Annotated in this window: 12 protein-coding genes and 1 pseudogene; 5 read left to right on the top strand and 8 right to left on the bottom strand. The window is 68.4% G+C overall.

Features of this window, described 5'->3' with window-relative positions; genetic code table 11:
• Positions 1-466: 466 nt before the first annotated feature.
• The 5 genes from OTB16_RS36210 to OTB16_RS36190 all read right to left on the bottom strand — a co-directional run bounded on the left by OTB16_RS36210 (position 467) and on the right by OTB16_RS36190 (position 4,480).
• Complete coding sequence (locus OTB16_RS36210) at positions 467-835, bottom strand: hypothetical protein (RefSeq protein ID WP_267726779.1); 369 nt, start codon at positions 833-835, stop codon at positions 467-469.
• A gap of 124 nt (positions 836-959) precedes the next feature.
• Complete coding sequence (locus OTB16_RS36205; RefSeq protein ID WP_267726777.1) at positions 960-1,424, bottom strand: DUF6228 family protein; 465 nt, start codon at positions 1,422-1,424, stop codon at positions 960-962.
• A gap of 14 nt (positions 1,425-1,438) precedes the next feature.
• On the bottom strand, positions 1,439-2,722 hold the full coding sequence (locus tag OTB16_RS36200) for a tyrosine-type recombinase/integrase (RefSeq protein WP_267726776.1): 1,284 nt from the start codon (positions 2,720-2,722) through the stop codon (positions 1,439-1,441).
• Positions 2,723-3,104: 382 nt separating this feature from the next.
• A complete protein-coding gene (locus OTB16_RS36195; protein WP_267726775.1) occupies positions 3,105-3,419 on the bottom strand; it encodes a helix-turn-helix domain-containing protein in 315 nt (104 codons plus the stop codon).
• Entirely contained in the window at positions 3,416-4,480 is a 1,065-nt protein-coding gene (locus tag OTB16_RS36190; protein ID WP_267726773.1) for a tyrosine-type recombinase/integrase, read from the bottom strand. The genes OTB16_RS36195 and OTB16_RS36190 overlap by 4 nt, the downstream gene beginning before the upstream one ends.
• A gap of 145 nt (positions 4,481-4,625) precedes the next feature.
• Here OTB16_RS36190 and OTB16_RS36185 point away from each other — a divergent pair.
• Positions 4,626-4,775: pseudogene (locus OTB16_RS36185) on the top strand (ATP-binding protein); the annotation flags it as partial.
• A 140-nt stretch (positions 4,776-4,915) separates the two neighbouring features.
• Here the strand turns inward: OTB16_RS36185 and OTB16_RS36180 are convergent.
• Positions 4,916-5,923, bottom strand: a complete 1,008-nt coding sequence (locus OTB16_RS36180) for a transposase family protein (RefSeq protein ID WP_420717872.1) — start codon at positions 5,921-5,923, stop codon at positions 4,916-4,918.
• A 61-nt stretch (positions 5,924-5,984) separates the two neighbouring features.
• Between OTB16_RS36180 and OTB16_RS36175 the strand changes: the two genes are divergently transcribed.
• Complete coding sequence (locus OTB16_RS36175) at positions 5,985-6,476, top strand: GNAT family N-acetyltransferase (protein WP_267726781.1); 492 nt, start codon at positions 5,985-5,987, stop codon at positions 6,474-6,476.
• On the opposite strand, the gene OTB16_RS36170 is transcribed toward OTB16_RS36175, so the two are convergent.
• Complete coding sequence (locus OTB16_RS36170) at positions 6,473-6,949, bottom strand: MarR family winged helix-turn-helix transcriptional regulator (RefSeq protein WP_267726771.1); 477 nt, start codon at positions 6,947-6,949, stop codon at positions 6,473-6,475. The genes OTB16_RS36175 and OTB16_RS36170 overlap by 4 nt on opposite strands.
• Positions 6,950-7,028: 79 nt before the next feature.
• On the opposite strand from OTB16_RS36170, the gene OTB16_RS36165 reads away from it, so the two are divergent.
• From OTB16_RS36165 to OTB16_RS36155, 3 genes are all read left to right on the top strand, one after another.
• Positions 7,029-7,589: a hypothetical protein gene (locus OTB16_RS36165; RefSeq protein WP_267726768.1), complete on the top strand. Its 561-nt coding sequence runs from the start codon at positions 7,029-7,031 to the stop codon at positions 7,587-7,589.
• Positions 7,590-7,790: 201 nt separating this feature from the next.
• Positions 7,791-8,846: a helicase associated domain-containing protein gene (locus OTB16_RS36160; RefSeq protein WP_420717871.1), complete on the top strand. Its 1,056-nt coding sequence runs from the start codon at positions 7,791-7,793 to the stop codon at positions 8,844-8,846.
• Between the two features lie 884 nt (positions 8,847-9,730).
• Complete coding sequence (locus OTB16_RS36155; protein WP_267726766.1) at positions 9,731-9,937, top strand: hypothetical protein; 207 nt, start codon at positions 9,731-9,733, stop codon at positions 9,935-9,937.
• Between the two features lie 265 nt (positions 9,938-10,202).
• Here the strand turns inward: OTB16_RS36155 and OTB16_RS36150 are convergent, their stop codons facing one another.
• Positions 10,203-10,406, bottom strand: a complete 204-nt coding sequence (locus OTB16_RS36150; protein WP_030303412.1) for a cold-shock protein — start codon at positions 10,404-10,406, stop codon at positions 10,203-10,205.
• Between the last annotated feature and the right edge of the window lie 4 nt (positions 10,407-10,410).

Here is a 10,410-nt window from a genome sequence, read left to right as displayed (position 1 = left end):
ACACCACCCCCCACACCCACCACCACCCCCACACACCACAAAGAAGCGACGACCACCCCCATCTGAACCTCCGCCCCCGACCTTCTTTCACGCCGCGGTACGAGGGCGGCGTGGCGCATCATCACGACCGCGGCGGGACGGTGCGGGAGAGCGCGAGAGGGCGGCAGCCTTCTCGCCAACCAGCCCGCAGCAGCGCATCTCAGGCCTGCCAAAATGAACACAGGAAGACAGGGACAGGAACGGCGCCGCACAGGCGCTCCTGCCTGTTGGAAGCGTCGTGCAAGGAGAAGTCCCACGGTGATTCGGATCTTGGTGCAGGAACCCCTCCCCCAGCCGGAACGCATTCAGTCAGGACACTGGGCTGCCATTGCCGATGCGTACCAGCGCCTGGGACGAGCGGTTGAGTCCGAAGACTTCGCACACGTCGTCGGCGCGGCCAAGGAGCTGACCGAGTCCGTCGCCCGGGTCACCCTCGAAGCGAACGGCGAGGTGTACTCAGACAACGCTCCAGGGGGCGGCTCTTATGCCAGGCATCTCTGAGGGCTTCGAGTTCGAAGCGGGGAAAGTGCTCGCCCCACTTGCCTCGATACCCGCTCTCGCCATACTTCCGCGCGACCTCGTCGAAACAGCGGACCACAGCGCGAACCACAGCGCCGATGCTTTGTTGGCTTGACCAGATTTCGGTTCCGGCGTTGTCGTGCTCGCTGCCGTCGGCCAGTTCCAGCACACGAATCCACACGTCGGTGCCCGCGCGGTAGAGGATCCAGCGGAACACGGTGGGTTCCGCCTCGAAGTGCACGCGCGCCTCCGCCTCACCGGTGACGAGGCGGGCCACCGCCGTCAGTAGGTCCTCGGGGGCTGTGGATATGTATGAGGCTGTAACCTCGGCTTCCGCCTGATGATCAGAGATGGTGCAGTCGGCCCATCCCCGCCCACTGAGAGTCCAAACGAGTTGCATGTCACCCACGATGACCGGCCTCCTGGCCGAGGAAGTGCCGGACGTCGGCTGCGAGAGTGGACATCTGCTCGCCGGCTTCCAGCCAGGTGGTGACGGATGCCTCCCAGCTACCAACGGATATTTTCCAAGGACGTAGTGTCCAGGTCAGCCCAACATGGCCGCCCGAGCGGAAGACCGCTCTGACAGTGAGATCGCGGTCATTGGTCTGCCAGACACGCTCTCCATCCCAGCCCCGGAAGTCCTCGGAGAGCTTCTCCAGGAAAGGGGCCAGGTCGGCGCCCCAGTTCCAGGCTGCCACGCCGTCCAGGCGAGCGTTCAGGCCGGCCGCGCAAGCCTCGATGGCGTAGTGGACGCAGTCTTCGTCTTCATCGAAGAGGTCGCATAGCTTCACTGAGACGGCCCGGTCGTCCTGGCAGCGGACGGTCAAATCGGCTGGTTCTTCGCGGGCGGCGTCTCGGGAGCTCATCCAGAAACACTAGGTCAAGGAGGTGCTTGTAGCCACTGTGATTGCAGGTCAGGCAGGCGGCCGGGGTCGATGTGGTCGGCGAGATAGATCATGGTGGCTTCGGGGTCCATGCCGAAGGCTGCGGCGACGAGTTTGGGGTCCATGGTGTTGACCAGTTCGAGCAGTCGAGTGCAGCGGATCATGCGGGGCGGGAATCCGCACGCGTCGAGGACGTGGCTGACATAGGCGGTGGACGCCGGGCCCCGGCCGGTTTTCGTCTGGCGGGTGACCATCACATGCGGGTTGTCCGTCCGCTGGTCTTCGCGGTGGGCCAGGCAGCGTTCCGCTGCCGCCCAAGACGGCGGATCCAAAGGAACCGGATGCGGGCGGTCTCCGAGCCGGGCGGTCCGGGCACGAAAGTCGAGGTCAACGACCTGCAGCATCTTAATCTCGCGGCTTGAGGCGCCGTGCAGGAGGGCGAGCATGCCTAGCAGGGCTTCGTGCGGGTGGACAGCCGGATCCATTGTCCAGCGGCGGAACAGCATACGTTGCTGGTCAAGCGTCAGCGTCGCGCCAGTGAAGCCGCTCGGTCCTCGGGCGGTCAGGCCGCGGGCAGGATCGACGAGGACGATCTTCTGGGACCGCGCGAAGCGGAAGAACTGTCCGAGCACGACCAGTCGACGCTTTCGGGCCTTGGGTGATCCGGCCAAGAAAGCTTCGAGATCGTGCACGTCGGTCAGTGCCCAGTCCCGCTTGCCGCGCTCACCGGCGAGGAACAGGGCGAGGTCACGCACGATGGCCAGTGCGGCTTCGATGGTGGCATCGGTGCGGGGCAGTGTTCCGGCACGCCGGGATCGCTCACGCGAGCGGATCATGAAGTCGGAGAAGGCCTCCACCGAAGGTCGCAGGGTGTCGGGGGCCGCGAGGACGCGGCGTTGCCGGCGGCCGGCCGCGAGCCGCTCGGCCTGGTCGGTGGCCATGGCCAGACCGCGACTGGTGAAGAAGGTCTCCAAAGCACGGGCGAGGGAGCCCATCGAGCGGCCCGGGCGGCGGGAGCATTCGAGTACGGACTGGGGGAGGTTGGGCTGGCCGTCCCGAAGAAGCCGTCCGAGGGAAGTGATCATCGTGCAGGCCCGGCCGACGGAGTACTTCGTGGCGAGGTCTGTCGTGAAGTCCTGCAGCCAGCCGGGCGGATTGTCGAGTTCGGCAATGAGGTTCTCGGCTCGGACGAGGGGGCGGTCGGGGTGGCGCTGCCAGCAAGGCCGAACACAGTCCCAGGCCTGCGTGCTTCCGTACTCTGCCGCATTCCTCGCAGGCACGGGGCGGCTGTTTGGCCTGACGGGGACGCGAGCAGTGCCCGCACCAGCCGGTGTCCTCGCGGAGATATCCGGGTCGGCCACAGCGAGGGCATGGATCCTTGGCGGCGTCGCGTTCGGACTCCCGCAGGCAAGTGCGGCAGAGAACCGAGGGTTTGCTCCGCACCGGGCTGCCGCATGCGGTGCATACGCGTGAGCAGGTGATGCACCGGCCGGTGTCTGCTTGGAGGACGCGCTGCTGGCCGCACCGGGGACAAGCGGCCCGGGTCGCGGCCTCCTTCTGCTGGGCAGTGCAGCGCAGCAGTAGTGCCGGTCGATGAAGCCGACCGGGGCTCCGCAGCCGGTGCAGTCGCTCTGTTTGACACCCACGATGCCGCTCTCCACGTCACAGAGGAGGCATCGAACGGCCCCGCGCGGAGACTGCCTTCGGCAGGTCGGCGACTGGCCGCATCGGGGCCGCGGGACGTTCGACGGGGGTGGTGTCGACCTCGAACAGGTCGTTGGGGGTGCAGTCCAGCGCGGTGCACAACGCGATCAGCGTGGACATCTTCACCTGGGATGGCTCCTTACTGAACAGCGCGGACACCGACGCGGAGGACATCTGCAGGCCGGCGCGTTCGGCCAGCAGCCGCTGCAGCTGGGTGCCGGTCCAGATCTCGCGCTGTGCGGCGGCCATCCGCAGACGCCATCGGATCTTCATGCGGGGCTTTCCCCCTCGGCGGTGAGTTCGCTGAGCGTGGTGGTCACCGCACGGCGATAGGCATCCTCGATGAACGTCGCGGAGGGACGGACATATCTCATGGTCGAACTGACCGTCCAATGACCAAGGAGCTGCTGGATAGCCACCAAATCCACACCACGCTCGTAGTTGTGCGTCGCGCAGGCCCTCCGCAGGGCATGCGGACTGAACCGGTCGGTCGCCGGACGGCCTTCGAGTTCCATCAGGTAGCGCAAACGGTTGCGGATCGTCCCACGGTGCAGAGTCCCGCCGGATTCGTCCGCAAACAGCACCGGGGAGTCGGGGAACTTGCCGCGGACGTCGTCGAGGAACCAGTGCAGGACGAGGTCGAGCCCGTCCAGCATCGGCACCCAGCGCGGCCTGGGCCCGGAGGTGCGGGCGCCTTTGCCGAATCGGACGTGGAGTTTTCCGAACGGTCCCCGCGTGAAGTGGAGGTCCGGGCGGTCCAGAAGCGATGCCTCTTCCGAGCGCAGGCCAGCGTGATAGAGGGTCCGGAACATCGCGTAGTCCCGGGCGGCGGGTGCGTACTTGCGGGCGGTGGCGATCCGGGCCTTGAGGAAGTCGAAGAACTCCGCGACCCGCTCGGGGGTCGGTGGCGGCAGCTGGGCCGGGGAGTCGTCCCCGACATGCTGGGACGCGTTGAACTCATCGACTGGGCAGACCAGGCGGACGCCGAAACCGGCTTCGATCTCGACGGCCTTGCGGACCTGCAGGAACCGGTGGAAGCCCTTGAAGATCTGCACGTACTCGCGCCGGGTCGAGGCGGCCCGCCCGGCAAGGGCGAGGTCACCGACGACACGGTCGATGTCTTCAGGGGTGACATCCCAGGCGGGCCGGCCCAGCGCGGTGAGCGTCCGTTCCAGCAGGCCGATGTCGTTCTCGACCGTCACCGGGCTGAACCCACGGGCCCGCCATGAGGCAACGAACGCCTCAACGCAGTCGGCCTGAAACTCCCACGGATCGGCGGTCACCGGCTCCAGCAGGACAGCACCACCCTGGACCACCCTCAACTGGGATGTCACGGGCACACCTTCCTCGCACCTGACCGACCAAGGCAGCACCTGGAGAATCCTGGCATCACCATGAAGACCAACGAGGACAGCAGAAGATGGATACGGGCCGGTGGCAGCGGCGATCCGCGAAAAGGAACATGTGCCAGCCCCAGATGGCTGGACCAAGACGTTCACCGACCCCCGCCTCTGCGCGGCCATCGTCGACCGCCTCACCTTCAACGGCACCATCATCGAGACCGGCACCGACTCCTATCGCCTCGCCAGCACACGAGCCCGCGCCGAAGAATCTGCCAAGGCCGGCTGACCTCGGCAGACCAGTCTCAGGGTCCGCCGCCCTCACGGGCGGCGGGCCGCCGCCTCACCGTGTACCCCGGCAAGGGCTAACGACCTTGGGGAAAATTGAGGTCGGGTCGTATTGGTCTGGCGGTTCGGCTGGTGGGTGATTCAGCAGGCCGTCGCGCGAACGGGCACGAGTTCGGTGCTCGTGAGGCGACGGGTCGTGCGTCGGGCCGCGCGGTCGGAGACCAGGCCGACGATGGCGAGCTGGGTCTGCTCGTAGTCCTCGCGGCGTCCGGTGTAGCGCTGAAGCGGATGCCACTGCTTGTACTCGGCGTTGGTGTGTTCGACCACGATGCGGGCCGATGACTGCCGCCTGCGCGCCTCGCGCCAGGCACGCTTGTCGCCGTCGGGAGCGTCCTGGGCTGGCTTCTTCGGCGGGGCGCTGACCTGGGACGGGAACTCCTTGGCCAGACCCTGGTAGCCGGAGTCGACCTCGGCGTGCACATCGGGGTGGAGGCGGAACTGTTCGGCGATGCCCTCGGTACGCACGGCGGTCTGGTCGTGCATGCGGCCCGGGCGGACGACGCCGGAGAACAGGGTGCGGCCCTGGTGGTCGCTGAATGTGGTGGTCTTGATCGTGTTCTGCTTCTTCTTGCCCGAGACGAAGGCTTTGCGTCCGGGGCGGCCCGCGCGCGGGCGTCGGACCTGGACTTCCGTGCCGTCGAACCGGATGTCGACGCCTTCGGCATCTGCGTAGGCGAACAGGTCGTCCAGGGTGCGGATGCGCAGACCGGGGCGGTCGGGGATGGCGAAGCCCCGCGCGGCGAGCAAGGGTCTGACCTCGCGGATCGCGGCGGAGACGGTGGAGCGGTCCACCCCGTACAACTCGGCCAGGGCGGCATGTGGCAGCCCGAGCCGCAGGTGGACCAGGGTGGCCGCGAGCCGGTCGGTGAACACCAGGCGCGGCTTGCGTCCGGCACCCTCGGCCCGCTTGCGGGGCCCGCCCCTCATCACGTGCAGGGCCGACGCGCGGGCCGCCGCCCAGGGCGGGGCGAGTTCTTCGAGCAACTCCCCGAAATGTGCGCGGGAGACCCCGGGCAGGGCAGGATGGGTACAGGCCGTACGGGCCCAGGTCAGCTTCACAACTCGCCCAACCCGTAAAGCCCTTTGCATGTCACGGCCGACTCACTCCCGTCCTCCCCCCAAGGTCGTTAGGGTCGGGCCCATGGTTTCCATAGATGTCTCCCTGCGTCCCGTGCACCCCAGCGATCTGCCTGTGTTCTTCCGGCACATGAGCGACCCCGAGTCGAATCGGATGGCCGCCTTCACCGCCGAGGACCCGACGGACCGGGCCCACTTCGACGCGCATTGGAAGCGCATCCTCGCCTCGCCCGACGTCGTCACCCGCACCGTGCTCGCGGACGGCGATGTGGTCGGGCACGCGGCCGTGTACGGCGAGCCGGGCGAGCGGGAGGTCACGTATTTCATCGATCGCTACTACTGGGGGCGGGGCATCGCGACCGCGGCGCTGCGGGGGCTGCTCGCCGAGGTCCCCGAACGCCCGCTGCTCGCCCGGGCGGCGGCGGACAACACCGGATCGGTGCGGGTCCTGGAGAAGTGCGGCTTCAAGGTCGTTGGCGAGGACCGGGGCTTCGCGAACGCGCGGGGAGCGGAGATCGACGAGCTGGTGCTGCGGTTGGATGGAAAATTTTCCCCACCCCGTTAGGCCGTTTCCTTCGGATCACTGCTGCGGTTCTCCTCGGCCAGGGCCAGCGCGGTCTCGCGCATGACGGCGACGGTTCCGGTGAGCCAGCGGCCGACGGCGGCCAGTTCGGACTCGTCGAGGCCTTGCACGACTTCGGCCATCCCTGCCGTCATCGGGGCCATGGCCGCACCGAGGACGCGGCGGTGCGCGGCCGTGGCGGTCAGGGTGAACCGGCGGCGGTCGCCGGGATCCCTGGCGCGTTCGACGTATCCGAGAGCGGCCAGCCGGTCGATGATCTTGGTGATGGCGGCGTTGCTGAGGCCGGTTTCGCCGACGAGCCGACCGGGAGTGGTGCCGGGGGTGCGGGCGATGATGCCGAGCACCTTGTGCTCAGTGGCGTTGACGTGCAGGCGGGCCGCGAGCTGCTCGTGGTAGAGCACCACCCACAGGCTGAGCTCGTGGCCCAGCGCGGCGCCGTCCCGTTCGGTACTCATGCCAGTCAGCGTACAAGTCTTTCACTTTGGTGAAGAAAACTACTTCACCAAAGTGAAATGATGTGATGGGATCAGCCGCATGACCACACCCCAGGCACCGACCCGTTCGCGTCCGCGTCGCCCCGGTCCGCCCTCGGCCGCGCTGCTCGGCCGCGTGTACCTCGCCGCCCTGATCACCCACCTGCCGATCCTGGCGGTGCTCCTCGCGCCCCAGGGCCGCAGCCGGGTCAGCTCGGAAAGCACGGCGGGACTGCTGAACGCGCTACTGGTCGGGCTCGTGATCGCGGCCGTGGTCCTGGTGCCCGCGGTCTGCGCCCGGGTCGCCCCGGCGGGCCCGCGGTGGCAGCCCGGGAACGCGCTCGCCGGAGTCCGTGCCCTGATCCGCACCGACCGACGGGCCTGGCTGCGGCGCCTCGGGGAGTTGACCGCCCTCTACATCGCCGCCCAGTTCCTGGGCGGGCTCGTTGCCCAGTTCCTTCCGTACATCTGGGAGAACCCCCGGTACGGCACCGAACCGGGGGCGGCGCAGTGGGAGTTCCACTACGTCAACTTCGCTCTCCAGGGCGTCGCCATCTACGTGGCGGTGTGCGCGGCGACCGCGTGGTACGCCTGCCGGTTGCGGCAGCTGCTGGAGGACTGATCCGCAGGAAGCGACCTGGCGCCGTCCGTTCCCGTCGCGAACCCAGACCCTCTCGATCACCGCCGACGCCGGCCACGTCCGATTACCCGCATGAGCAGGACGAGCCGCGAAGGTCAGAGTGACGTCATTTGCCGTGAACATCAGCTGGCACGCGGATAGCCGACTGCCTCCCAGACTGCTGGACAAACGCTGTCCCTTGAAGTGAACGAAGCCACTACGCCCCGGGACCCGGCCGCGCTCGCCGCGTTCATCAACCTGCGCGTCCTCAACCCGGAACACGAGCACTGGCGGCGCGGGGTAGAGGCCGCCGTCATCTACACCCGCGCCCACGGCGACCTCAAGGTGCCGTTCACGTTCCGCGTCCCGGCCGCCGAGGAGGCGGAGAGGACCGGGTGGCCGGCCTCGCTCCCGTCCTTCCCGCTCGGGCAGTGGACCGCCGACGCCCGCCGCTTCTACTACCGCGACGACATGGACGAACAGCGGATCACCCAGCTGGAGAAGCTCGGCATGGTCTGGTCGCACGCCGACGTCGCCTGGACCGAGGGCCTGTCCGCAGCGCGCGGATGGGCAGCCGAGCACGGCCACCTCTTGGGGCCACTGGACGCCGCCTTCCAGGGCGCCCCCGTGGGCATCTGGCTGAAGAACGCGCGGGCCGCCGCACGGAAAGCCCGCGAGATCGAGCAGCGGCGCGCCAAGGGGCTGCCGGTGGAGTCGTCCGCCGGGGCGATGACCCGAGAACGCCGCGAGCAGCTCGAGGAGATCGACCCGTCATGGTGCCCGGCATGGCCGGTGACGTGGCAGCGCTGCTTCCACCTCGTCCGGCTCCACCTCGACACCGGCCAGAAGCTGCCCACCGTGGCGGGCGAGGTCGTGCGCCAGGGCGAGGACCTCGGTCGGTGGGTCACCACGGTCCGACACGGCTGGGACCAGCTCACCGGGGTGCAGCAGTGGATGTGCGAGCAGATCCTCGGCATCGCACCCGCCGACGAGGACGAGAAACCGAAGCCGCGCACCAGCCAGGCGGACAAGTGGGCGATGCACTACGCCGCCGCAGCCCAGTTCTTCGCGCGCGAAGGACACCTCACGGTGCCCCGCAAGCACGTCGAGACCATCACCCTCGACGGCGACGGCGGCCAGGCGCAGCGGGACGTGTCGCTGAAGCTCGGGATGTGGGTCGACAACCAGCGCCGCCGGGCCGCCACCCTGACTCCCGAGCGGATGGAGCAGCTGTCCAAGGTCGGGATGAGGTGGACGTGATGGGCATCGTCGTCACCGCGGCCGCCGCCCTGGCCGCCGGCTGCGGACGCCGGTACCAGTACGCGATCCGCGCTGGGTCACCAACCGCACCCGGACAGACAACGGAGGCGCCGCGTGAGCACCAAGCAGTACGACGCCGACGCGTAAGGCCAGGTGCTACCTGGCCGGTCCAGCGGGGTGCCCGGGGGCCGGGAAGCGGGGAGGGGGGTGCTTCCGGGCCCCCGGGAGGCGCCGACCGCCGGGGGCGGGTGCATTTGTTCGGCGACATCTGATTTAACGATTCTCCCGCCGCCACGTCACGGGCAGGCGCAGGCTGGACGGGCCGGGGCGCGGGCCGGGTGGTGTCGCGGCATGCGGCAGTCCCCCCGTTGCACGGCCGGATGCTGCTCGTGCCAGGCGTCGACACCATCCAAGGAGGGAAGGGTGGCAATCATGACAGAGCACCACACGCGGGAGCCCGCCTCCAACCGGCTCCAAGACCGCGTAGACGCTGTCCTGGAGCGGTACCTGGAGGACTTGCGTAACCGCGTGGGCGAAGAATGCTTCGAGGTAGTGGTGCGGGCGGTGCAGGACGCCTGCCGACGCTTAACCGGCGACGGACAGGTACTCCTTGACGTGCCGGGCGAGGACGGCTGGACCTCTGGACTGCAGCGCGAATGTCTCAGCCTCCTGGCCGTGATGATCACCGGAGAGCTGGACCACCACCTCATCGAACGCCCCGGACCCGGGCGCGGTACAGGCTGGCTGGTGGTCCGAGCGGACACAACGCCTCTTCCTCCCGCGCCTGCATCGCCGGCGCCACCGCCCCAAGCCGATCCCGCGGCAGAACAGCCGAGAATCACAACCGGGCCGGAACCCCGTCTCCTACGCACCACAGCCACGGCATGACGCCACCGCCGACCACTCACACCTACATCGAGGCGATGGTCGACACCAATACACGGGCGCTCATCGAACGGATCGTCACCGCTGTCCACGACGGCCAAGACCAGCGCATCCAGGAACTGATCACAGCATTCGCCACCGTCGCAGCCGGCCCGGCAGACCTGTACCTGCTGCGTGCCCGCCTCCACGACCCGATGGCAAGGTGATCTCTTACAAGAGTCCTCCCTCACGGCCACTCGCCTGACGCGGGAAGGCCCGGCATGTCACCATGCGCCAAGCCCGCTGCGCGCGCGGCACCCCCGGCTCGAGACGGATCAGGGCCGCACTGTTGCGCACCCCTTGATCGTGTGCGTCTCAGATCCCGCCGAGGCCCGGACGAACTCAGGAGACCGTTGTTCTGCGGGCAGTACGGAATTCCCAGGGGCATCCGTACGCGCCGCTCCCCGGTGCCCACGGGCGGGGTGGTGAAGGTCAGGCCGGGGTGATGTTCTCCGCCTGGGGGCCCTTCTGGCCCTGGGTGACGTCGAACGTCACGACCTGGCCCTCCTGGAGCTCACGGAACCCCGAGGAGTTGATCGCCGAGTAGTGGGCGAACACGTCCGGGCCGCCACCGTCCTGCGCGATGAAGCCGAAGCCCTTCTCCGCGTTGAACCACTTCACAGTTCCCGTAGCCATGTCA

The sequence above is a fragment of the Streptomyces antarcticus genome (assembly GCF_026627255.1).
Taxonomy (GTDB): Bacteria; Actinomycetota; Actinomycetes; order Streptomycetales; family Streptomycetaceae; genus Streptomyces; species Streptomyces antarcticus.
The sequence above is the reverse complement of the archived record's forward strand: the minus strand, read 5'-3'. Positions and strand labels throughout refer to the sequence as shown.